This window comes from Ekhidna sp., assembly GCF_039960695.1.
Lineage (GTDB): Bacteria > Bacteroidota > Bacteroidia > Cytophagales > Cyclobacteriaceae > Ekhidna.
Genome location: NZ_JBDVKP010000004.1, coordinates 607,583 through 633,119 on the forward strand (window position 1 = coordinate 607,583; position 25,537 = coordinate 633,119).

Annotated in this window: 11 protein-coding genes; 4 read left to right on the plus strand and 7 right to left on the minus strand. The window is 39.0% G+C overall.

Features of this window, described 5'->3' with window-relative positions:
- Positions 1 to 103 precede the first annotated feature (103 nt).
- The 4 genes from ABJG98_RS03500 to ABJG98_RS03515 are packed head-to-tail and all read right to left on the minus strand — an operon-like array spanning position 104 to position 4,360.
- A complete protein-coding gene (locus ABJG98_RS03500; RefSeq protein ID WP_348278079.1) occupies positions 104 to 1,459 on the minus strand; it encodes an efflux RND transporter periplasmic adaptor subunit in 1,356 nt (451 codons plus the stop codon).
- Between the two features lie 29 nt (positions 1,460 to 1,488).
- Positions 1,489 to 2,844, minus strand: coding sequence for a TolC family protein (locus ABJG98_RS03505; protein ID WP_348278080.1), 1,356 nt, complete (start codon positions 2,842 to 2,844; stop codon positions 1,489 to 1,491).
- Position 2,845: 1 nt separating this feature from the next.
- On the minus strand, positions 2,846 to 3,523 hold the full coding sequence (sdaAB, locus tag ABJG98_RS03510) for an L-serine ammonia-lyase, iron-sulfur-dependent subunit beta (protein WP_348278081.1): 678 nt from the start codon (positions 3,521 to 3,523) through the stop codon (positions 2,846 to 2,848).
- Positions 3,524 to 3,565: 42 nt separating this feature from the next.
- A complete protein-coding gene (locus tag ABJG98_RS03515; protein ID WP_348278082.1) occupies positions 3,566 to 4,360 on the minus strand; it encodes a thymidylate synthase in 795 nt (264 codons plus the stop codon).
- Between the two features lie 106 nt (positions 4,361 to 4,466).
- Here ABJG98_RS03515 and ABJG98_RS03520 point away from each other — a divergent pair, with 106 nt between their 5' ends.
- Both ABJG98_RS03520 and ABJG98_RS03525 read left to right on the plus strand, forming a co-directional pair.
- Complete coding sequence (locus ABJG98_RS03520) at positions 4,467 to 6,662, plus strand: efflux RND transporter permease subunit (RefSeq protein ID WP_348278083.1); 2,196 nt, start codon at positions 4,467 to 4,469, stop codon at positions 6,660 to 6,662.
- Positions 6,652 to 7,101 carry a peroxiredoxin gene (locus tag ABJG98_RS03525; RefSeq protein ID WP_348278084.1) on the plus strand — a complete coding sequence of 150 codons (450 nt, stop codon included), beginning with the start codon at positions 6,652 to 6,654 and terminating at the stop codon, positions 7,099 to 7,101. Before ABJG98_RS03520 ends, ABJG98_RS03525 begins: the two co-directional genes overlap by 11 nt.
- 2 nt (positions 7,102 to 7,103) lie before the next feature.
- Here the strand turns inward: ABJG98_RS03525 and ABJG98_RS03530 are convergent, their stop codons facing one another.
- On the minus strand, positions 7,104 to 9,557 hold the full coding sequence (locus ABJG98_RS03530; protein ID WP_348278085.1) for an ABC transporter permease: 2,454 nt from the start codon (positions 9,555 to 9,557) through the stop codon (positions 7,104 to 7,106).
- A 213-nt stretch (positions 9,558 to 9,770) separates the two neighbouring features.
- Between ABJG98_RS03530 and ABJG98_RS03535 the strand changes: the two genes are divergently transcribed.
- Positions 9,771 to 11,504: a hypothetical protein gene (locus tag ABJG98_RS03535; protein ID WP_348278086.1), complete on the plus strand. Its 1,734-nt coding sequence runs from the start codon at positions 9,771 to 9,773 to the stop codon at positions 11,502 to 11,504.
- A 63-nt stretch (positions 11,505 to 11,567) separates the two neighbouring features.
- Here the strand turns inward: ABJG98_RS03535 and ABJG98_RS03540 are convergent, their stop codons facing one another.
- Complete coding sequence (locus ABJG98_RS03540; protein WP_348278087.1) at positions 11,568 to 12,311, minus strand: hypothetical protein; 744 nt, start codon at positions 12,309 to 12,311, stop codon at positions 11,568 to 11,570.
- 120 nt (positions 12,312 to 12,431) lie between these two features.
- On the opposite strand from ABJG98_RS03540, the gene leuS reads away from it, so the two are divergent.
- Positions 12,432 to 15,053 carry a leucine--tRNA ligase gene (leuS, locus tag ABJG98_RS03545; protein ID WP_348278088.1) on the plus strand — a complete coding sequence of 874 codons (2,622 nt, stop codon included), beginning with the start codon at positions 12,432 to 12,434 and terminating at the stop codon, positions 15,051 to 15,053.
- 76 nt (positions 15,054 to 15,129) lie between these two features.
- Here leuS and ABJG98_RS03550 read toward each other — a convergent pair whose 3' ends face one another.
- Positions 15,130 to 25,506, minus strand: a complete 10,377-nt coding sequence (locus tag ABJG98_RS03550; protein ID WP_348278089.1) for a T9SS type A sorting domain-containing protein — start codon at positions 25,504 to 25,506, stop codon at positions 15,130 to 15,132.
- Positions 25,507 to 25,537 lie beyond the last annotated feature (31 nt).

Sequence of the window (25,537 nt, forward strand, 5' to 3'; positions counted from 1 at the left end):
TAATGTCATGAGAATAAAAAAGAAGATTTGATAATCGGTCAAATGCTTTCTTACAAAAAAACCCGCTAAGAGCGGGTTTTATACGATTGAATAAACTAAAAAACTAGTCTTCTGATGTCTTAGACTTGTTATCTTTTGGTTTTGCTTCGATATCTTCTCCGTCTTTCAGTCGCTTAGATACAGCTAAGAAAGGACCTGATACAACCTCAGTTCCTTCTTCTACCCCGGACACAATTTCAATTCTGTCAAAGTCACTAATACCTGTTTTTACTTCAGTTTTTACAGCCTTACCCTCCTTCATTACAAAAACAACTTCTTTTACATCTTCATCTTGCAAATCTTCGTTGGAAGATGAATCATCTTCATCATTATTCTTGGAGTCTTTCTTAGATCGTGTAGTAACTGATGCAAGTGGTACGGTAAGAATGTCCTTCTTCACCTCTGTTATGATATCTACACTTGCAGTCATTCCAGGTCTGAATGGATACTTGATGCCCTCTTCTTTTACCAAATCCTGATAAGAACTGTTAAGGATTTGAATGCGGACACCAAATTCAGTAACTGCGTCGGCTGATACTTTATCATTAGCGGTATTGGCAATATGTGTGACTACTCCCTTGAAGGTTTTGTCTTTATATGAGTACGAGTCAACATCAATAATTGCCGTATCTCCTACCGAGATTCGTATGATGTCATTTTCATTTACATCTACCTGAACCTCCATTTTTGATAGGTCTGCAATCCTCATCACTTCGGTTCCCTGAAATTGTGATGTACCCAAAACAGTTTCGCCAAGTTCGACTGGAAGTTTCGATACGATCCCACTCATTGGAGATGTTAGACTTGTTAATCGTAAATTCTCTTTCGCGTCTGACACTCGGGCTTCTGCGCTTTTCAAACTGTAGCTAGCAGCATTAACGCTTTCTTTAGCAGATTCATAATCCTGCTCAGCAATTTGATAGTTAGCTTCAGCAAGTTGATAGTCTGCTTCAGAAATGACTTTTTGCTCGAAAAGCTTTTTCTGACGAGTAAAATCCTGCTCAGCTCGCTTAAAATTTGCTAATGCTCGTGCTTGAGATGCTTTGGCTTGTGCCAAAGCTGCTCTTTGTTGATTAAGGCTTGCATCTGCTTGATCTAGCGCTGATTCGAAATTATCAGGTCTAATTCTCAATAAGAAATCTCCTTTGCTAACACTGTCTCCCTCTTCGATTGACATTTTAATGATCTCCCCAGATACTTCAGGGCTAAGTGAAACTTCCACAACAGGTTGTACTTGTCCTGATGCACTTACCTTTTCAATAATTGTATTCTTTTCTGCCTTTGCGATCTCAACTTGTATCTTTTTCTTCTGTCCTACCCATCCTTGTGATTTACCGACAATTGCAAAGAGTATAAGCACTCCTACTAACCCGCCGAGGATGTATAAAATTTTATTTGATTTCTTTTTCTTCTTAGCCATGATTTTAGATATAAATGATTGGGATCGGTTTAGAATGTTAATGATTTGCCTTGATAGAACTCAAGTACTTTTTGTTTGAATATAAAGTCGTACTTAGCTCGAGATAAGTCAGTTCTTGCCTGAAATAAATTGTTTGAAGCTACCTGATAGTCTGTAAAGTTGGCGGCTCCATTGTTGTATTGATTTTCTACAGCTCTTAATGTCTCCTCCAGGGAAGCTACTTGTTTTTGAGAAGCAGTAAATGTTTTTGCGGCAGCTACTGCATTTCTGTACGACGTTTCAATCGTTTGGTACAATGTATTTTCTTGTTCCTTCTTGCTGATCTCTGCTTGTTGCAATGATATTTTTGATCGCTGGATGTTGCTCCTGGTATTAAAGCCATTAAAAATTGGTATTCTAAGATTTGCTGACAAGCCTCTACTGAGATTATTGTCATACTGTGTAGAAAGTGGGATTGTAGAAAATTCCCCAGAAACAGGATCAAACTGCTGTGCTGCATCCGAGTATCGGGTGTCCATGCTACCTGATAATGTAATTGTTGGGTATAATCCTCCCTTGGCCACATCTACACCTACATCTGCACTTTGCACTCTCAATTCTGCACTTTGAATTTCAGGCATATTAGCTAATGCCTCGTTGTAAAGCTCTGCTATACTTGAGCTTTCAATCTCAGCCTGATCGATTGGCACATTTGGTACTTCCACATCTACTATCTGACCTGGGGGAAGAAGCAATGCTTGCTTCAATGAAAGAAGCGCCAAGTCCAGGTTATTTTGAGCATTGATCAGATTTACTTCATTCGTAGCTACCTGACTCTCTAGCTGTAGTTTATTAGCCAGTGGCAGTGCACCAGACTCTACGAGTTTGCTTGTTCGCTCCAATTGCTGCTTACTCGACTCCAATTGAAATTTAGCATTCTCTGCCAGCTCTTTATTGAAGATTACATTCAGGTAGAAGGAAGCTGTATTAAGTGAAATATCATTTTCAGCTTTTTCCAGATCCTTTCTTGATGCTTCCAGACTAAGTTTGTCTTGCTTAATTCCATTGGTAATTTGCATGCCCTGTATTACCGCCAAGGTGGTGGACGCACCTACGCTATTGAAATTAATACGTTGATCAATGAATTGGTTCGTAGTTGGGTCAATGCCTCTACCCCAATTAAATCCATAATTTCCACTCGCATTTAGCGAAGGATATCTACTTGCTTTTGATTGCTCCACATTAACCTCAGCAGTTTGAAGGTTAAGCTCACTTCGCTTTACATTTAAGTTATTCTTAACTGCAATTTCAATGCATTCTTCTAGCGAAAGCACTCGCTTTTCCTGTCCTATTGTAGCAAAGTTTAGCAATACAAATGTGGTGATTAGTCCTATTTTAGTTTTCATGTCATTTATCAATGTCTGGTATGTAGATGACTTTGTGCACCCACTTTCGCTTCTTTAAATATTGTAAGGTTATTTCATCAATGCCTGAGTCCATCTCAAGAATCAGACATGCTAAATCATTTCGTCCTTTTCTGGATACTGTCATAGTAGCAATGTTGCATTCATCCTGAGATAAAACCTCCGTAAAAAATGCTATGCTTCCTTTAACATCATTCGCTTCAATAATAAGTGTATGCAGACTCGCTGTAAAATTCGAGTCGAATCCATTCACCTCCTTTATCCTAATTACTCCTCCTCCTCTACTTTCTCCAAGTACTTCTACGTGGTTATCTCCTTTGTTCGCTATTACTCGCACTGTATTAGGATGCACAGTAGAAGCACTTCCTACAGATTTGAACTTATAGGAGAGTCCCACTTCCTCTGTCAATGCCAAAGCTTCTTTAATACGCTTATCGTCAGTGTGAAAGTCCATTAATCCGGCCAAAATAGCTCTATTGCTACCATGACCTTCGTATGTTCTGGCAAAGGAATTGTAGAATATTATGTCCGCATTCTCGGGCACTCCACCAAGTATTCTATTTGTCACCCTACCTATCCGAACTACACCGGCAGTGTGCGAACTTGACGGACCTATCATTACAGGCCCGATCATATCAAATATGCCACTACTTTCTGCCATCTCTTCTTTGCTACTTAGTTGACTACTTTAGGTTCTAAAATGTTACACAGCCACTGCACCTTTTATGTGCGGATGTGGTTCGTAATTAATCAGTTCAAAATCATCAAACTTAAAGGAGAAAATATCTTTTACTTCTGGATTAATTTTCATCACAGGAAGCTCTCGCGGTTCGCGGGTAAGTTGCAATTGTGTCTGCTCTAAATGATTAGAATACAAATGAGCATCCCCAAAAGTATGGACAAAATCGCCTGGTTTTAAATTACAAACCTGTGCTACCATCATGGTAAACAAAGCATAGGAAGCAATGTTAAACGGAACGCCCAAAAAGACGTCCGCACTTCGTTGATATAGTTGGCAGCTTAGTTTGCCATCTGCCACATAAAACTGAAACAACGTATGACAGGGCGGTAAAGCCATATTATCTACATCTGCCACATTCCATGCACTTACAATATGCCTCCTGCTATTCGGGTTATTTTTAATCCCTTCAATTAAATTCTGAATTTGGTCAATTTTTCTTCCATCTGGTGTTACCCAACTTCTCCATTGAACGCCATATACGGGGCCTAGATTTCCTTCTTCATCTGCCCAATCATCCCAAATAGACACGCCATTATCTTTCAAGTATTTGATATTTTGATCCCCTTGCAAAAACCAAAGTAATTCATGAATGATTGATCTAAGGTGAAGTTTCTTTGTTGTAACGCAAGGAAAGCCTTCACTAAGATCAAAACGCATCTGATACCCAAAAACACTTTTTGTTCCAGTACCTGTTCGATCGCCCTTCTCGGAACCATTGTCCAGGATATGTTTCATTAGGTTCAGGTATTGTTGCATTCTGTTCGTAGTTTGGTAACAAAATTAACTTTTAAACGAAGAAACTCTGAGCCCACGATTAGATAAATATGTCGAGCGGTTAATAACCCTGAAGGGAAAGGTGATAATGACCTGCTTATTGGTTGCAATAACTGCTACTTTAGGTTGGAATCTTCAATCCTTGTCGTTTGATTTCGAATTCGAGAAGTTTTTCCCTAATAATCACCCAGACAGTAAGGCATATGCCAAACATACCAAGCAATTCGGATATGACAATGACTATTTGCACATCATTCTTGAGAATAAAGATGGCATCTTCAATTCCGATTTTCTTAATCGGGCAAGTAAGTTTGAGCGGTCGTTGGTGAAGATTGAAGATGTTGAAAATGTGTACTCGCCACTTTCACTTCACCATGTAATTAAAAGCCCAACTGGTATCGTCATCTTCCCGTTGATTCATTCTGAAAACCCTAAAGAATATCAGCTAAAACAGGATAGCAGTCGCATCTTTGGGAATCCTTTTTATCGATCGGCATTTAGTGAAGATGGCAAGGCAATTAGTATTTATTTAAATCATGCGCACTTCGGGGATCAAGCCAGAAGCGAAAGGCTTCTGAATGCAATTAAAGCAAAAGCAGAAAAAAATGGAATTGAAGATATCAGGCTAGTTGGAAAATTAAGTGCGGCAGGTGTTTTTATTTCTTACATTCAAAATGATTTTGGAAAATTTCTTATCGGATCACTTGTCTTAAGTTTTGGCTTGCTACTGCTCATTTTCAGAAATTTTAAATCTGCACTTCTACCCTTTTTTATTAGCCTTCTTTCTATTGTTTGGCTTTTTGGATTAATCGGAATGATGGGTTTCAAAATCAATTTACTCAGCTCTTTACTTCCACCTATTCTTTTCTTTGTTTCAATGTCCGATGCTGTGCATCTAATGAATGCATTAAAGAAATCTTCTCATCTTGGAAGAGTTGATAAAATTAAGAATGCATTGAGCATCGTTTGGGTACCTACACTCTTAACATCCGTAACAACTGCCATTGGATTTTTAAGCTTAATGTGGATCAATACTGAACCCGTTCAGCTTTTAGGATTGTTTGCAGCAGCTGGTATTTTAATAGCCTTTGTGATGACCTTCAGCTTTGGGCTTTTAATGGCATCTATAACATCGTATAAGTCAAATGAAGCAACTATAGAAATACCCCACGGATGGCTCACGTTTATCACTGAAAAGAAGTGGTTGGTCATTTCGATGGTTTCATTAATTGTATTTATGTTAATCCCTGGAATTGGGCAACTTAAAATCAACTCCTTTCTATTGGATGACTTACCTAAGGATTCACAGGTAAGATTGGATTTTGAGTACGCAGATGCTCAGTTAGGTGGCTCAAAGCCATACGAAGTACGAGTGGAAGTAGCAGATACGGCACTTTCGATTTGGGATAAAAAGGTCATGGATGAAATTGTGAAAATTGAGGAATATCTTCTCAACCAGTATCCAATAGCCAAAGTCCAATCACCTGCCACCATCGTAAAATATCTTAGCATGGTAAATAATGGTGGATTAAACGAAAACTACGCTTATCCTGAGAACGAGCGAAACTATTTACAAACATTAAGGCTCAAAGATCGAATTGACCCAAAAAGATTGGATAAGATAGTGACAGAGGATAGTCAAGTCGGGAGGTTAATTGGTTTCTTTCCTGAGCTTGGCTCTTATGAAACAGGTTTAAGAAACGAGAAAATGCTTAAGTATTTAAGCAAACATGTAGATACAAGTGTAATTAGCTATCAAATAACAGGAACTACCTACTTAATAGACAAAAGTCATGAATTGCTATCTATCAATTTATTAAAGGGATTGTTTACAGCAATACTTGTAATAGGTATCATATTGGGTATATACTTCAAGTCTTGGAAGCTGTTAGTTATTAGTTTAATTCCTAACATCATTCCCCTAATTATGGTTGCTGGTGTCTTAGGGTGGCTTGGAATATCGTTGAAGATGACTACCTCTATCATTTTCACTATCGCATTTGGAATAGCTGTAGACGATACCATCCATATGATGAGTTATTATCTCAAAAACAAAGAAAAAAATCCTCATAAACGGATGCTGGAAACGTTCAACCATGCCGGAAGTGCAATGCTAATCACCTCAATAATAATGAGCGCTGGTTTTTCGCTGTATCTCTTTTCAAATTTTGGAGCCACCTACTATTTGGGTTTATTTGTCAGTCTTTCCCTCATCATCGCATTAGTTATTGATTTAACCATTCTTCCAATTCTCCTCATTAAATTTCAAAAGGATGTTAAGTAAAGGTGAGTCACTTCCTGACTTAGCTCTTGAGGCCAAAGATGGAAATATGGTTTCATTGTCAAATTATATTGGATCGCCACTTGTAGTTTACTTCTACCCAAAGGACAATACTCATGTCTGCACAGCACAAGCATGTGGCTTCAGAGATCACTATGAAGATTTTCAACTGTGCGGAGCTGAGGTGATTGGGATTAGCAGCGACAGTGCCAAATCGCACAAAGCTGTTAGTGAAAAACGAAAGCTGCCCTTTGTTTTATTAAGTGATCAAAATAAAGCTGCATTAAAAGCTTTTCGAGTACCATCAAGCCTGTTTGGCCTATTACCTGGCAGAGTCACTTTCATATTCGATAAAACAGGGAAGCTTATTCATAGTTTCAGAGCTGATTTCAAAGCTGATATGCATGTTCAAGAGGCACTAGCCATACTTAAAGGCATTTAAAACTACTCATCTTTCAATACCTCTGAAGGGTTCATCAATGAAGCTTTTGTTGTTTGGATTATTGAAATAGTCAATGAAATGATTAATAAGATAGTCAACGCTATCAAAAAGATATCCGGGCCGATATTTATATGATATTCAAAATCAGATAGCCATATATCCATAAAATAGTATCCCAATGGAACGGCTATAAAAAAGCCAATCATTAAGAGTTTTACGTAGCTTTTGGAAAACAAAATGATAAGGCTGGTAACAGAAGCTCCCAGTACTTTTCGGACGCCTATTTCCTTCAATTTTTGTTCGATGGAAAAGACTACAATACCAAACAGTCCGAGAGACGCTATGATGATCGTGAGAATTGAAAAGAATGAAAGCACATTTCCGAAACGCTCTTCCGTTTGATACGTGTTTTCAAAAAAGTCATCCATCACCACATGTTCAAAAGGTCTTCCAGGAGCAAACTCATTCCAAACTTCTTTTATTGATGCTTCTAAGTCTTTTAATTCATACTGATTGGCATGGGCTTTAAGCAGCACACGCTTGAGTGGTCGATTACCTTGAGCATTGGACTCAGAATGAAAAATGGCAAAAGGCTCGATAGGTGAATGAAGTGAAAAGAAATTAAAGTCTTTAGCAACACCAATAATATGATAGGTACCGCTCCAGTTAGTGATTTTTCTATTTAAAATGTCTTCGTTTACCTTCCAACCAATCGTCCGTGCAGCAGTTTCATTGATGATTATTCCATTCGTATCGTCGGAGTATGAAGGATCAAAACCTCTGCCAACAGCCATTTCAATCTTCAACAAGTCCACATAATTTTCGTCTCCCAGCACATAGTTTAATGGCAAAGAACCAGCATCAACCTTGTCTGGCACAAATTGGTCTCCATTGTAAATTCGCATCGGTACAGCATCACATACAGCTGTTCCAACAACACCATCAAGCTTTGCTAATTCATTTGCAAATTCATCTTGCGATCCTGTCCAGTGCACGTTTTCTATGGTAATTAAATTATCCCGTTGAAAACCAAGGTCAGCATTCATAAAATAATTCAGCTGCTTGTAGATGGTGATTGTACAAATAATCAATAAAAATGAAAGCATGTATTGAGTAACTAGCATTCCATTTCTTATCCTTGCGCCACCTTTTCCTGATTTCAACTCGCCTTTCATTGCTGCTACTGGCTTAAACCTATTGAAGAAAACGAATGGATAAAGTCCGGAAATAAAGCTTATGGCCAATATCAGACAAACAATAAATGTGGCCAGCAAAAACAAATTCATTGAGGCAAAGGATAGTTGAGTCCCAAGCGACTGATTAATGAAAGGAATTGAATAGACCAGTGCACCAACTGCCAGGCCAGTTGCCAATACACAATATGCAATTGCTTCACCAAAAAATCGTTGAATGAAAGAAGCTTTACTCCCACCCAAAACCTTTCTTAATGCAACATCTTGTGCCTTATTAGTAAACTGGGCAGTGCTCAGGTTGATAAAATTGATGCATGATAAAATGAGTAGAAATATCGCCGAGCCTGTCAGCGCTACAACAATGGTCATGTCTCCAACATCATTGAGTCTGTTGTAGATGTTTTGAGAGTGTAAATAAATATCCTGAAATGGCTGTAAATAAAGGTTCCACTCTTTGCCCGCAGCAATGTATTCATCATAGGTGTAGCCCATTACCTTAAGCGTCTTAATTGCATGCTTCTTTGGTAGTTCATCCAATTTCGCTTGAACTTGTTCTGGCTTGGCTGTTTCTTCAAGCAGAATGTATGTTTCAAATGTTGTCCACATCCAACTCCAATTACTTCTTTTCACCCGGTCGATACTTGACATTGAAATCAGGATATCAAAGTCTATATATGAATTCTCATCGCTTTCTCTAACTACTCCTGTTACATTATATGAATGCCTGATTGGTCCTCCCCCTAAATCGACCAGGCGGCCCATTGGATCTGCATCACCAAAGAACTGTTTTGCAACTCGTTCGGTAATCACCATAGTATAGGGTTCGGTCAAAGCGCTGGTTGCATTTCCATCACGCAGAGGAAAAGTAAACACCTCAAAGAAATTGGAATCAACAGCGAGCACATATTCATCATTAAAGAATTTCTCCTCATCGCCATCTTTAAATCTTACAGGCATTAGCTCAGGCGTATGAATCCGCACCACTTGATTTACTTCCGGAATGTCTTGCATTATTGAATAACCAACGCCTGGACCAGTTCTTGAAAACAAATTAGGGTTATCCTCACCCCAGATAAACGTTTGGTTGACCCGATAAATCTGATCACCATTTTCGTGGAACGTATCATAGCTTAATTCATTTTGCACATACATGTAAATAAGAATTGAAGCAAAAAAACCTATGGTAAGCCCTAGAATATTAATGGAAGAGAAAAGCTTGTTCCTTTTTAGGGAGCGAATAAATAGTTTGAAAGAGGTTAGCATATGGATATTGATTATCATCATTCATAGCCATAAAGAATGCCAAAAATCGTATCTATCTGTATACCAGATATATAATAAATTATGATTGTAAAAATGCGTACGGAAATGAACAAAAAGATGTACAATTTAAGAATGTTAATATAATTATATTTTTTCATTATATTATCTCATTTACTAACTTGCGGTGATCGTTTAAATATCACAACTACCACAATGTTAAAACTGACCGTTAAAAAACTAAAAAACAGCTTCATAGCGCTCATTTTAATCCTACAAATTAGTTGTACTGAAGATCCTGCGGAACCGATAGATGGTGTTGACGGCTTTAATGCTCTTGTAGAAGTACAAAATGAAAACCCAGGAGATAATTGCAGCTTGGGAGGAGTTCGGATTTCTGTAGGTCAAGACGTCAATGTAAATGGCATACTTGACGAAGCGGAGATTGTCTCTGTAAGCTTTATATGCAATGGAGCAAACAGTGAAAGTAGTTCCACACTTGTTGTTAGAACTTCGCCCGAAAATCCTGGAGAAGACTGTGCAAATGGTGGAACCTTGATTGAAATTGGTGCGGATGTTAATAGCAACAATTCATTAGATGACAATGAAGTACAAACCTCTTTTTACGTTTGTAATGGACAAGATGGATCTAATGGAGAATCTGGCGGAACAGATGGTCTCACAAGCTTGATTAGAGTATTTCCTAGTAGCACTTGTTCCAATGGAGGAATTACTATTGAAATAGGTTTGGATGCAAATAGCAATCAAGATCTAGACCCAGATGAAATTGATGCAAGCTATGATATCTGTAATGGAATCAATGGAGCCAATGGAGACGATGGATTAAGTACTCTTTCAAATATCACTATTGAGTCTCCAGGACTTAATTGTGAAAACGGTGGCCTTAAGATAGAACTTGGAATAGATACTGATCAAAATGGCTTCTTGGATAATGACGAAGTTGTTTCAGAAAATTACATCTGCAATGGAGTTGATGGAAGTGATGGGAGCAATGGAAATAACAGCTTGATAACAGTTTCATCTTTTTCTGGCAGTCAAGGTGGCTGTACTAGCGGTGGACTTATTATTAGATCCGGTATCGATGACAATGGAAATGGAGTATTAAATAATGAAGAAATAGATGCGACAGCCTATGTGTGTAATGGTGATGATGGAACAAATGGATCTGACGGAAACTCAGATGGAATTTTAGAGTTCTATTTTCAAGAAGGATTCGATGCTTACACTGGAGTATTGGATGCTTCAATTACTGATAAAAACCCAGCGGAAATTGGTGAATCGTTAAGCGTTGATAGAGGTTCAACGGATAGCCATGGATTGATTCAATTTCCTGGATTGGAATCTTTGGGTGCCATGGTTGGTGAAGAATTTCAAATAGTTGAAGCTATTCTTTACCTAAGGGGTTTATCTGGTAGAGTGGATGGTCAAACACAAGGAAATTGGATTGGAGTTAAAACACTCCTTTCATCAGCTCCTCTTTTTGAAGAAGATGCCGTTTCATGGACAACCGCGAATTCCAATAATGATACCTGGTCTATTGGTGGTGTGGCATCACAAGATGATAATGGAGATGCTAATGGCTATTCAGATATGTTTCAACTTCCTGCTACAGGGAACTTCGAATTTGATGGATATATTCCACTTCAACTGAATATTTCTGAAGTCACAGCTTGGACCGATGCAAACACTGGTAAGGACAACAATAAAGGGTTAGTGTTATTAATGGCAGACAATGGGATTCAATATGAACTTGACATTTATACTTCCAATTATAGTAAAGACAATAACTACCGTCCGCTGCTTTATCTCAAAGTTAAAACTGGTATAAAAGGAAGGTTATCAAGTATTTCGGAAAAAGAATATAGATCCAATTGGAAGTCAATGACTTACGAAGAAAAGCTAGCTCCCTTGAAAAGAATAACCGATTAAAACATAAATAAAAAAGCCCCTTGCTTATACTTGGGGCTTTTTTTTAATTTCATTCTTAAAATTCTAAAATCCCCCAATCTTCAGGGTAATAAAGTAATTCAGGTTATCAAATGCATCCACATCAGTATTGATCAATTCCATATCTTGAGTAAATCGCTTGCTTACTCCTAGAGCCAACCTGAAATTTCGACTTACATTGAATTCTAAATTTGCTCCAGGTTCGATGTACCAAAAGACATCACTATCTACCTCCTTATCAAGTGGTGAAGGCATTGTGTTATCTTCATTAGTTCTGTGATACCCTAACCATCCAGCTCCTCCAGAGACAGGAAATGTGACATGAACAACCTCATTGGAAAAGAAAATCATCTCTAAAAACATTCCCCCATAACCTCCTAGTATATTTACTTCACTACCAGTTTCAATATCATCAAATTTTGCAGTAGGAATGATTCCATGTCCTTCTATTCCAATACCCAAGGTTCTATTAATAATCCACCCACCTCTTAAACCTCCAAGAACCAATGACTCATCTCTAAACTTGGTACTCCTAAACGAAAGAGCACCAAATCCACCGCTATGACTCATAGAGCCGCTTAAAGTTTTAATATCTCTTCTTCTATCTTTCCTTCGCTCAGGTTCAGTGCTTTGATAGTAAATAATTTTAGGTGTATTTGTATTCACATCAGATTTGGGCAACGTATCATTAACTACAGGTTTTTGCTCCGTTTTCGTGGAGTCACTTTCTTGTGCCATTAAAGAACTTGAAATCATCAAGCTGATCACTATAATCCAAAGTTTTTTCATTCCTTCTTATTAATTGAGTTGTTTGGTCTAAAGACAGGAGAAATATGCAATGGTTTCCTCCATTGTAAACCTATTTCTTATTTGCATCTTTTACCTTTGCCTGCTTTAAAAATCACATAGATGGCCGAATACAATTTTCAAGAGTTCGAGAAAAAGTGGCAGCAGTATTGGAATGACAATAAGCTATACGAAGTTTCCAATGATTCTGACAAACCCAAATATTATATCCTGGATATGTTTCCATATCCTTCAGGTGCCGGACTCCATGTGGGCCATCCTCTAGGATACATCGCATCTGATATTGTTGCGAGATTTAAAAAACTGAACGGATACAACGTTTTGCATCCTATGGGTTTTGATAGTTTCGGATTACCCGCCGAACAACACGCCATAAAGACTGGTCAACACCCAGCCGTAAGTACAGAAAAAAATATAAAAAGATATATTGAACAACTATCCAGCCTCGGATTTGGATATGACTGGTCCAGAGTAGTGAAAACAAGTGACCCTAAGTTTTACAAATGGACCCAATGGATTTTCCTCAAATTATACACGGAAGGTTTAGCCTACGAAGAAGAGTCATTAATTAACTGGTGTCCTAACGACAAAGCCGTACTTGCAAATGAGGAAGTTAAAAATGGTCGATGTGATAGATGTAACTCTCCAGTAGTTAGAAAAAAATTAAAACAATGGGTACTCAAAATAACAGATTACGCGGACAGATTATTGGATGATTTGGACGACCTGGACTGGCCAGATTCCATTAAGCAATCACAGATCAATTGGATTGGAAAGAGTCATGGAGCTGAAATAGATTTTGAAATAAAGGGCTTCGATGAGAGCTTGAAAATATACACCACACGTCCTGATACGATATTTGGAGCAACGTATATGGTAATAGCTCCAGAACACAAGCTTGTAAATGAAATTACATCCGAAGAGAATCAAGTAGCAGTTGATGAATATATCAATGAAGCCAGCAAAAAAAGTGATCTAGAGAGAACAGAGCTAGATAAATCCAAGACAGGTGTTTTCACTGGCTCTTATGCGATAAATCCAATCAATGGCAATGAGATACCCATATGGATATCAGATTACGTTTTAATATCATATGGCACAGGCGCTATTATGGCAGTGCCAGGTGGCGACCAAAGGGATTTTGAGTTTGCCACGAAGTTTGAACTGCCCATAGTTAAAGTAGTAATACCCAAAGACCAAAATACTGATAGTGTTGAGGAAATATATAGCGGTCATGGCTTCATGATTAACTCTGATGAGTATAATGGAAAGGATAGTAAAGAATGTATCCAGGAAATAATTACTCGACTTGAAGCTGAAGGAAAAGGAAAAGGTGCCATTAATTATAAACTGAGAGACTGGATTTTCACTCGCCAGCGATACTGGGGAGAACCAATCCCAATCATTCATTGTGACAAATGTGGTACGGTACCTGTTCCTGAGGATCAACTTCCAGTGGAGCTCCCTGAGGTAGACTCTTATCTACCCACTGAAGATGGGCAATCGCCATTAGCCAAAGCAACTGCGTGGGTAAATACCAGCTGTCCAAAATGTGGGGGCAAAGCAAAGAGGGAGACGAATACAATGCCTCAATGGGGAGGTAGCTGCTGGTACTATTTACGCTACTTAGATCCAAAGAATGAAGATCAGATTGTTAAACCTGATCTTGAAAAGTATTGGATGAATGTAGATTTTTATATTGGTGGAGCAGAACATGCAGTACTTCATCTTTTGTATGCCAGGTTCTGGCATAAATTTCTCTTTGACCTTGGGTATGTGTCCACAAAAGAGCCGTTCCAAAAACTCATTAATCAAGGTATGATTCAAGGTAGATCTAACTTTGCTTATCGAATAGATGGCGAAAATAAATACGTATCTAAAGGGCTCATAGGTGACTATAAAACTACCCCAATCCACGTTGATGTTAATATTGTTAAGGACGATATTTTGGATGTTGAGTCATTCAAAAACTCGAGGCATGACGCAGTAGATGCCGAGTTTATTTTGGAAGATGGAAAATACCATTGTGGCTGGGAAGTAGAAAAAATGTCAAAATCTAAGTACAACGTAGTAAACCCGGATGATCTGATAGAAAAATATGGAGCTGACACGCTACGTATGTATGAAATGTTCCTCGGACCTATTGAGCAAAGTAAACCCTGGAATACAAATGGGATAGAAGGTGTTTATAAGTTTCTTCGAAAGTTCTGGACCCTATTCCACAAAGGCGATTCTTTTGAAGTTTCAAGTGAAGAGCCTACCAAGGAAGAATTGAAGATACTTCATGGAACTATTAAGAAAGTTTCAGAAGACGTTAAAAACCTCTCATTGAATACCTCAGTTAGTTCATTCATGATAGCTGTCAATGAGTTATCGAGTCTAAAGTGTAATAAAAGAGCTATTCTAGAACCTTTAACAATTGTTCTCTCCCCTTTTGCACCACATATTACTGAAGAAATCTGGCATCTTATAGGCAATGAATCTTCTATTGTTGAAACCATCTATCCTCAATTAATTGAGAAATATTTAGTTGAAGATTCAATCGAATATCCTGTTTCAGTAAACGGTAAAATGCGTGTGAAAATTAGTTTTTTGACCGATGCAACCAAAGAAGAAATTGAGAAGAATGTACTCTCAAACGAAATAGTACAGAAATGGATGGATGGCAAAGTGCCTAAAAAGGTAATTGTTGTACCGAAAAAGATAGTGAATATTGTACTCTAGCATTTAGAACTATTAAATAAAAAGGCCCCAGTTGAGTTCAACTGGGGCTTGCATTTATAAGCTAAACAGCATGTTCTTAATGGATAATCATAATTCTCTTCGCTCGCTGTTTTCGATCCTCTCCATATAAATGAATGAAATACATTCCTGATGGCATTTCAGTTGTTTCAACAGTCATTGTTGCAGTACCCTTCTTCAACTCACCTTTAAGTACTTCTCTTCCTGCCTGATCAAAAATCACCCATTCTGTATCTTCCTCCAGTCCACTGGCAAACTCGACAGTAACATCTTTATCAGCAGGGTTTGGATACACACCAAAATCAGCTAAGTCCTCTAATCCTAAAACGCTTGAAGAAAGTCCAGTTGCTAAATCAACTGAAGATGCCTGGTAGATCTGCTTCGTATTTAAGTCTTGTGCATATGCAATCACACGTATATTCGATGGATCGAACATATTATTGATAGGCCACGAAATACTTGTCAAACTTCTAGTTTCCCCTGCAGCTATCGGACCATTAACAAACTGGCCAGCAGCAGATGGCAATAATTTCCGCATAACATTTTGTATTGTTGCTCCCGCAGGGTATAGCCCCATAGGACTCGATAACGTAACTATTGGTTCTACCACTGCAACAAACAACCCTACTTTATCTCCGTTAACAAAAGGCGTAGTAGCAGTAAAGTCTGCATCCACAATCAAGTTTCCGCTACCATCAACAGAAGCATTTAAGGTAATATCAAACGCTGGATTGTTGAGTCTAGCATTAGCAAGTTTTGCATTCAATAGAGAATACGAATTTCCATTTATATCTACATAATTAGCATCACCTGCAATTGATAAACTTGGTACTTCACCAACTCCATAAAATGCAACCTTGGCTCCTGGGCCTGTCGTATTTTTTTGATTTATCTGATCCAGATTACTGCCACTATTGGCTAAATCTGTAAAATAGTTGATTTTTAAAATGTCAGTACCAGCGTATTGAGGACGCGTATTAACTGAATCATTAACGATTAAACTAGGTTGACTTAACGTTGAAGAAAATAACTCTAGCAAAACAATTTGATTTCGCTCATAAATTCTAACTAAATCAAATCCAAAACCATTGGTAGTTTTTGCACCCGCTTGTGCGGATAAAGCAAATCTGAATCGAACAAAACCACTTTGAGCAGGATTTATCGCGACTGGCGAAATAGCTTCTTGCCAATCGCTATTTAGCGCCCATCCTACCTGGTCACTATTGTTGGCAGTTGCTGCTGCCGGCGCCACACTTCCTGGCGAACTGGATATCGCTTCTCTATTATACCATCCAGGTGTAGAAGCTAGTCCTTCAGATTCCAAGGATGCATTGTACGTCCCAACGGTTTGCCATGAGCGCCCATCATCCACTGATACCTGGAATACGACCCCATCCCTAAACGTTTCAAAATCCTCATAGCGCAAGAAACTAACTGTCGGTGCAGTAAAACTGCTAAGGTCAAAGGATGGTGAATAAACAAAAGACACTTCTGATTGTCTGTATCCGTTTACTCCTCCCGGAGCTGTATAAACTGCTCCTGTACCATCAATGTTACCGGCTGTCCCAGGTATTAAAGATCCTCTTGTCCATGAACTAGCAGTATCATAATATGTTTTACCATCCAAAGACAACGAGTCTATCAACCAACCACCTTGAGCAGATGTTAAATCAAAGGAAGCGGCAGTTTCAAATGATTCTGAATAACTATTGGTAGAATTGAATCCTGTATAATGTGGTATTACTCTTACAGTTCTGTTTAGAGTTACGTCACATCCTGCGGTTGTGTTCATTGTAAGGTTGATGACATGGTCTCCAGAAGTCGCAAATGCGTGATTAAATGCCAATGGAAAGGTTGGATTTGGAACACTTAATTCAACCACACCATCAATTTCAAGCTCTACAAGATCTACGTCACCATCTGGCAATGTAGCATTGTCTTCGGTTATCGTGAAATCAGTTCCATTTGCGTTACCTGCAGTAATTCCAACCCATGAAATGGCTGGAATAGGTTCGGCTCCTACTGTTATTGATTGGTTTTGAATACTTGATACACAATTAGTGCTATATGCAGCTCCAATGTATGTAGCAGTCACACCAAAGTTGGCTGTTAATTGACCTCCGAAATTGTATGTGATTCGTTCATCATTGTTATTTCCGTCTTCATCAATAACATCAACCCCATTGACCTCCTGACCATTCACAAACCAAGTAAATGTGTAGTTACTAGCACCATCTGTCATATCAACAAATAATTCAACACTTGAGGTCGCGCATGTACTTGCCGTTTGAATAACATCACCAGTAAATCGTGGACGAGGGTTTACAAGAAAATCTCTTGTAATTGTTCTGTCACAACCGTTAGCATCTTGATAAACATACTCAATGGTATGTCTGGATTGAGCTAAAAATTCATCTCCTGGATTAGTTCCATGGTAAGTAGCAGCATTAAATGTGGCTTGACCATTAGAGGATACTTGTGCTCCATCAATACGGATAATGTTTTGGGCACCTCCATTCAATGAAAGTCCACTACCTAAATCAATTCCTTGCAAAGTAATGTTGATATCATCGTAACAAAACTCGAGATCGTCAACATCTTGGCTATTCAGAGTAATTGAAATATCTGGATCAGGGTGGACCGCAATGGTCTCTATAACTGTATTACTACACATTGTAGCAATACCCTGATAATTTCTACTTGGATCCTGATATACTATTGTTATCTGGTGATAGGTAGAAGGGCCACCAACAAGACTTCCAGGAGCCAATAATGCTCCATCAGTATGCCAAGCATCCAGATCAATGGTCGGAAGAGTTCCTGCACCTGATGCAATCTGAACAGGTGTAGAATTGTCATCACTATAAGAATCAACTGACCAGCTAACAACATCAGAACCAACAATAGTGTTCGTAGCTGAATTACCATCAAGTGTAGCGTCAGTTAATCCAATTGTAGGATCAGTTGCGTCTGCACAAAATGAAGATTCATTGTTAGAACCAACTGTGTTAAAATCTTGAATACCAGTAATATCTAAATTTGGAAGATTCTGCAGTTGGTGCGTCTCTGAAAATGTCTCTGGGCATCCATTTGGATCGGTGACTACTACAGTCATTACAAGACTGTTTTCATCTGCTCCCAAAACGTAATTCACCGTATTATCTCCCGCCTGATTGATCACGTTACCATTAATTGTCCAATCAAAGGTGTAACCTACATATGAATCTTCTTCAACCGTCGGATCCACATTTGGATCAAGTGGTTCGACAAACTGAATTTCAGCATCTATTGAAGCAGCTCCCCTGCAGAAATTGGTCACTCGTATATAATTTGTAGAACGAGATGCCGCTAAATCTGATGTCGCTAAGCCAGTTACCTCTAGAACTTCAGGTTCTGGATTAATAAACAAAATCTGAGATACTGTTCGCTCACAGCCAAATCCGTCAGTATAACTTAGGCTAACATCAGAACCTACAGTTCTATTTAAGAATTTAGCATCAGTTCCAGTCACTCCATGTGCAGCATTATGTTCCGTAGTTGGATTAAATGTCCCCTGTCCTACGTTAGATCCTAAGTTACCTGTAAGGTCACTTGAGAATTGTCCTGTAATAAGGTTGACGGTATCTATAATGCCAGTATTGTCATAAATGTACTGAACTCCTTGAATTGCCACATTGCCATTTTCATAGCAAAACTCATCTACTAACGCAATATCATTAATATCTATTCCGTTCACTTCAAAACTAATGTGCGGATCAGGATGTATCGTGATAACCTTGCTTGTGGTACCCGTACATAGTGTCACTGGATCAGTGTAGTTCATAGTCACTACATGAACCGTAGGTTCGCCACCAATAGCTTGAGACCCGGTTACTGCATCATGTAGAGCATCCCAATCTAAAGTTGGATTTCCCGGAGTTACTGCTCCATCAATTTCCGGAGAACCAGGAGTCGTGATATAGGTGCTTTCAAGATAAGAGTCTATATCATAATCTACATTGCCACTTCCTGCCGACACCCCTCCTGCATATAAATCCACTGTGATATCCCCAGAAGCATCATCCCTACAAAAATCGCTACCAAAAGTAAGATCAGTCGCATCATCTCTTAATTCCAAAGCATCTTGTGGTGAAATATCAACTCTAACGAACGTGCTTTCACTTTCAACACCGGCATATACATCATTATCAGTTACCTGTATAACTTCAAAATAGCGATTTATCGTTGATGGAGGATTCAAGCCTGATAAACCTAATTCCGAAAATGTAGCATTTCCGCTTCCATCTGTCAAAATCTCTCCACCTCTGACACCACCGGCTGTCGATTGATACCATTTAAACTCTCTTGCACCTCCAAAACTTAATTCACTCGCTACAAACCTAATATCTGCTTCTAACTGATCGCTACAAACCGAGAAGAAGTGATCTACACTATTATCTTCATTGGGTCCAGGATTGAGGTCAGTAAAATCTGGTGTTCCAAGTGCTCCAGGTGTGTTGTCTGAAACAACAGTAGGTTGAGGTTGAATTGCGTGAACGGTGAGGGTTATTGATGCATTATTACCACTTTCACAACCATCAAAACCACGACTTGATACCGAGTTATCTACTCTCGTTAGGAAGTAAGAGTAAACATCATTATTTCCATCATCATTTCTATCAGCAACGAATCCTCCTGAGGTAATCAATTGTTTCGTACCATCAACTTTAGCATCATCTAAAATGTCTTGAGTCATTTCATTACCGCTGGTCAATACCGAAATTGTGTCATTTCTAGATGCGTCTTCATACCAAACATAATTATCCATACCTCCTGTAAATGTGTGAGTTATATCCGTTAGAACATCACCTTCACTTACATGAAACTCCAATGAACCAGCAGACATATCAGCTATAGTTGGATCTGTTGGCGCTAATCTACCATATGTGTATACGTTGACTGCTGTCCCTTCACAACCTGCAAATGTTGAAGAACCATTTATGTTGGAGGTCTTGGTAACTGTATATCTGTAGTTTGGACTAAAATTGTCGAACGGAGAACTAACTGTCAATATACTTCCACTTGACCCACCTGTTACAATCTCCCCGGCCACAAACTGGGTGGTTGATGTAAATCTTAAAAAGATATAATTGGTACTATAATTTCTATAAACAACTGCTGTAGCTCCACTCGTACCTCCAGTTACTGTTTCGCCTATTGTAAATGGAACTGGAATAGCTGCGGATGAATATAAGTAACCAATGTGGAATATTGGAAGTGTTGAGAGAAATTCATTATTCAAGATTCTTCTGGTAGCATAGTCAGTTACTGTAGTGGTTGCGCCGCTTACAGAACCTGTGATTCCTTCACCAACAAATACACCGGAAACGTCCCTAATTGCAATCAATGAACCAGATCTATAATGCACAGTTGCTGTAGCACCACTAACTCCTCCGGTTACAATCTCTCCTGGGATAAATGTGCCAGCCCCACCACTTACTGTTAAAAAGTAAAGGTTAGCACCAATAATTCCACTGAAATAGACCGATGCATTGTAAGTTTCGTCACCAGCACTAATGGGATCAAAGGTTATAGTTGATGGGCTGACGCTTGAAGCTCTTGGCAAGCAGTAATCTAGGAAAATACTTGTACCAGAAACCACTTCAGCGGGCCATGCAGATATGTCTACATTGGGCGCATCAGGGATAGGATAAACCTCTACAGTTACTAATCTATAATCTGATTCACATCCCGTTGCGTCTGTGGATGTAAAGTAAAATACTTCAGTCTGCTCAGCATTTAATCGTCCAAATGAAACGGATAGTCCAGCCTGGGCTGGAGTAATACTTGTTACATTATTAGCAATTAGGTTAAAGTTATCATCATACCAACGTACCGTGTTAATGTCGCTAGTAGTAAAATTTGCAACTACATCTCCCACGCAATACTCAAGCAAATACTCATTATCATCAACACCTGCTGCTGGTGCTACATCATCTACAAACCCAACTGATCCACCACTCAATAATGTTGCCGCATCCAATACCGGGGTTGGGGTATCTGGATTAACCAATATATCAATTTGGTATGTACCTTGACAGCTATTTGGTGTAAGAGCTTCTGTTGTATAAATGATTCTAAAATATCCTAAATCCGTTGCTTCAGCAGTGTTTCCATCTTGATCTGGGTCGGTTGGATCAAAAGTGTTTGTTAAAGTACCACCAGCGGTAAAATCAGCGTATAGGGTTGGGTAGGTTGCTCCTGCATCGCTAGATCTATAAAGCAAATATCCATTGGCTATTGCTTGATCTGTCACCCCATTGTAAGTAGGAATAGGATCATCCGGATTACTTTGATCAATTGACTCAACATAACTGGTAGTTCTATTAATAGTAAATGCTGCATCATCTTCACAATAAGCAGTACCAACATTTGTAAGTGTTACAAATGGTGTTCCGTAAATAATAAAATAGTTAGTCGCATCAATTCTGCGAATCCCGACATTGTCAAAAATTTCTCTCTGGAACCTAACATTCTCAAATTGACCATCGGGAACACCAAAATTAGTAGTATTCCAATTATATTGATAAGCAGCGGGTCCATGAATACCTCCAGATTGTAGATTGAAACCATCTAACAAATCGGAGAATCCGTACCTTAATCCATTCACATATATCCTATTAATGTATGGAAGCACCCCGTATGATCCACTAAAGCTAGAATTATCAACAGTAATAACAGATAAGCCATCGTCTGAACAATATTCATCTGCTGGAGGCCCTGTGAAAATTTCAGTCTCAGGCTCTACTGTGAATGTTACAGACCTGCTTGTCGAAGCTCCCGTTGAGTTATTTGTAATTGAATAGGTGATAGTGTGTGCTTGAGGGTTACCTGCCCCATCGTCACCCGCAATCGCAGGATCAAAAATTACCAACAATGGACTTGGAGAAGCACCTGGATTAGTAACTGTTGTACCTGCTCCAATGATATTCACTGTATGACCTGCTGGATTACTGATATAGATAGTATCTGTATCATCAGTCACAATAAAAATTTGATCAACAAATGTGCTATCAGTTGGCCCGGTGGTCGGATCATCATCACTAAATAGCAATAATTCAAATTCCAAAGGATCGCTATCACAAGTACCATCATCATTGGCTACATAATAAGTATACAATCCCTCAGCAGTATTCAAGTCAGCTTGAGTGGCTGTAACACCGACATGTTCAGGTGTGCCATCAAATACATTTTCATACCAATTGACAGTCGTCGGTGCTTGATCTGTGGCATCAAGAGTGAAATTGAGACCAGATCTTATGGTTAGTGAAGTAGTGTTATTTGAAGAATAAACGGTTTCGTCTAATGTTACAATTTGACTAGGTTCGACATTGCTAGTCAGTGTAGCATAATTCGTATCTGTTGTTAATAGACTAGCTGTACCACCGGTTCTCTCTAAATCACCAGTTTGGCCTCCTGTGACGGCCATTACTTCCAAGCCGTTAATTAACAAATCATCAATTCCATCATCTACACCATCATAGGTTATCGTCAGTTGAAGTGTGGCAGTTCCAACATATGAAAGGCCAACTGTGATATCAGTAAAACTACTTCCTCCAGTATTTGGTGTAGCTCCAGTATTAAATTCAAAACCTGATGGGAGAGTTAGAAGAATTGTTCCTGAAGAACCAAAATCACCATTTCCAGTCTCCATCACTTGAATACTACCCAATGGTTGAAATCCATCAGAAATACATAAGTTCCCAGGCGTTGCTGCCGTAATAGTGGCTCCACCATTAATCGTTAATTCGCTATTAGTTACATCGGTGCTAGTGTTTCCAAAAGGGTCAACACCTATTACGGTAACTTCATAATTTCCTAAAGCGCCTAGCGTAAAGCCACTAGGTGCAGAACCTGTATTTGAAAAGGACCATGTTCCATCACCATTATTAGTGGCTGTTCTTGTGAACGTACTAACATTGACAAGAACAGTTGCGTTCGGATCATCAATATCTCCAGACAAATCCGGACTTGCATCAGGAGTAGCCAGTGCGTCTACTTGGCTGTAAGGTGCAGCCCCATCGGTGGTATTAGAAAAAGTCTGCGCTGGGTTGGGCGCTGTTCCTACACTTAAATCTTCTAACATGCCAGCTCCTCCAGGCACAATCGTAACATCAGGAACAATATCCGTATCAAAACCAACCATTTCATTTAGTGACAGAATGATATCAGGTGACGCAACTGAAATTCCTGAAATTGTGTAACTATCAGATAAGGAAAAATCTCCAGCATCGATATCAATATCACTAAAAGACTCAGAAAAGCTAACTGTAATTTGATCAATGTATCCATCTGGAGTAGCTTCCGTGTCTTCGGTTAGTGCACTTAGAATGACTGGCCCCGCCGCATCAACCGGAGTAATGGTTCCCCCATCATAAGCATTGCCACTTGGCAGATAAGAAGCATTTACTTCTGCATCATCCTCTAAGGTACCTGCCGTGTAAATCAGATTCCCTAGAACAGCCGTTCCGGAATAACTATCAAAAAGTAACCTAAATGTGTTATCATTTGGTGTGGTTCCTGTATCAAATCCACTTGGAAAGATGGAGTTAAACTGAAAGTCTGCAAGCGTAACAGTAGCATCTTCAATTCCATCTGGCATAACAACTTCCACCTCATCAATATTTCCATCAAAATCAACATCATAAGCTGTGGCAGTAGCATTATCAAAATCTTCAGCTACTTGATCTGGAAGTGTGAACACGAAAGTATAGGAGCCAACCATTGTTGAAGAGGACGTTCGACCGTTTATCTTACCTGAACTAGCGTTAGCAGGTCCGAAAGTATAAGTCTCTTCTCCTGTCCAGGGGCCATTATCAATATCATTGAGGTAGAAACGGTATTTTGAACCATCATAATTGCTTATATTATTGGCATTATTAACATCAAAAGTTATTTCCTTATCCTCATCAGTTGCTCCCCCGGAACCGTTATCTCCAGCTCTAAGCTCTATGTCATTATTGGAATCTGAGTTTACAAAAACAAGCGATCCATTTGCATTATACGAGGCACAAAGTTGATCATTGTTGTCACACAAGGCTGTACCATCGGTCCAATTGCCCTGCTCATAAATACCTCCGGATGAATTAGCAAGACGAACCGCTTTATCACTAGCGCTTCCAAAAACACCATCTGAAAATTCCAATTCAATGTAGCCTTCGAAATTTGCAGGTGCAGATGTTGTAACCCAAATTGCATCAACTACCGTAACAACATTGTTAACATCATTTACTTGAACAGGACCTATAAATTCACCATCTCCAAGTAGATTACCTACAGCATCTTCAAGAGTCGTTCCATCTGTATCAATAACTATATTATCACCGGCATCATATGTTGAAGGAACTGGCCCAACAGTTAAGGTAAATTGAATAGTATCCTCTGGGCTCGATAGAGTGGTACCAAGTGCATCTGTCAAAGCATCTATTGTAATAGTTGTTGATGGCGTTACATTCGCTTGATTTTGATTAAAATCAGCCAACAAAGGAGTTCCGCCACCTACACGCTGAATGGTTTCGGAAAATACAACTTCTAAAAAAGAGTTTGTCGGCTGTAGTGTAAATCCGTACATCACTGGTGGTGCACCATCCTGAGTAGTTGTAAAATCTTGAGCGACTGTTAGCGAATTATTAGAAGGCGCAAGGTCTTCAATATCACCAATTCCCAAATTTATATCTGGAGTAACTCCAGTATCTGGGCTACCTCTTTCCGTAACAGTTATATCAGCGGCATTTGAACCATTGGCGGCAACGCTTGTAACTATATAGGTATATGCACCATCGGTTACAATAAAATCATCCGACCCGCCATCGGTATCCAATGTTGCACCATCAATGTCTTCTGAAAAGGTTACTGTAATTTGATCTATTTCACCCGATACTCCACCAACGTCCGCTGTAGCTGCAGATATTATCACTGGAGGAGCTAAATCAATTGTGGTTAATCCACCATTGCTCAATGCTAAATTTCCTGCTTCGTCAGCTAGACTACCAGCCGTATACGCTATGGTTTGATCTGTAGTTCCCGTAATCGTAACAAGAAGAGTAATGTAGTTATCTGTCAAAGTTGCATCAACTCCGTTACCAGCAGGAAAGCCGGCATTAAATACGGTAAAAGAAGTAACTCCTAAACCTGTTCCTGCAATGTTGAAATCAACATCGCTTACTGTTGCCTCGTTAACATCTTCGGAAAATTCAACCAAAATCTCATCTATTGATCCATTATTGTCAGTATCATAGAATGATGCATCGACAAAAGTGGGAGGTGTTCCATCATATAGTATTGAGAACTGTGTTGCAGCATTGTTGTTATTGCCAGCAGCATCTGTTGCAACAGATCCCGCTATATCTACGGTTACACTTCCATCACCTGTTGGATCTATTGTAAAACTGTACATACCACCTCCATCATCACTGAAACTGGCAGCA

What these genes read in the sequence shown, in the direction of transcription:
- sdaAB (WP_348278081.1), bottom strand. Translation starts at nt 3,523, where the DNA reads ATGGCAGAAAGTAGTGGCATATTTGATATGATCGGGCCTGTAATGATA.
- ABJG98_RS03540 (WP_348278087.1), bottom strand. Translation starts at nt 12,311, where the DNA reads ATGAAAAAACTTTGGATTATAGTGATCAGCTTGATGATTTCAAGTTCT.
- ABJG98_RS03535 (WP_348278086.1), top strand. Translation starts at nt 9,771, where the DNA reads ATGTTAAAACTGACCGTTAAAAAACTAAAAAACAGCTTCATAGCGCTC.
- ABJG98_RS03520 (WP_348278083.1), top strand. Translation starts at nt 4,467, where the DNA reads ATGACCTGCTTATTGGTTGCAATAACTGCTACTTTAGGTTGGAATCTT.
- ABJG98_RS03505 (WP_348278080.1), bottom strand. Translation starts at nt 2,844, where the DNA reads ATGAAAACTAAAATAGGACTAATCACCACATTTGTATTGCTAAACTTT.
- ABJG98_RS03550 (WP_348278089.1), bottom strand. Translation starts at nt 25,506, where the DNA reads ATGTACAGTTTTACAATAGATCCAACAGGTGATGGAAGTGTAACCGTA.
- ABJG98_RS03525 (WP_348278084.1), top strand. Translation starts at nt 6,652, where the DNA reads ATGTTAAGTAAAGGTGAGTCACTTCCTGACTTAGCTCTTGAGGCCAAA.
- ABJG98_RS03530 (WP_348278085.1), bottom strand. Translation starts at nt 9,557, where the DNA reads ATGCTAACCTCTTTCAAACTATTTATTCGCTCCCTAAAAAGGAACAAG.
- ABJG98_RS03500 (WP_348278079.1), bottom strand. Translation starts at nt 1,459, where the DNA reads ATGGCTAAGAAGAAAAAGAAATCAAATAAAATTTTATACATCCTCGGC.
- ABJG98_RS03515 (WP_348278082.1), bottom strand. Translation starts at nt 4,360, where the DNA reads ATGCAACAATACCTGAACCTAATGAAACATATCCTGGACAATGGTTCC.
- leuS (WP_348278088.1), top strand. Translation starts at nt 12,432, where the DNA reads ATGGCCGAATACAATTTTCAAGAGTTCGAGAAAAAGTGGCAGCAGTAT.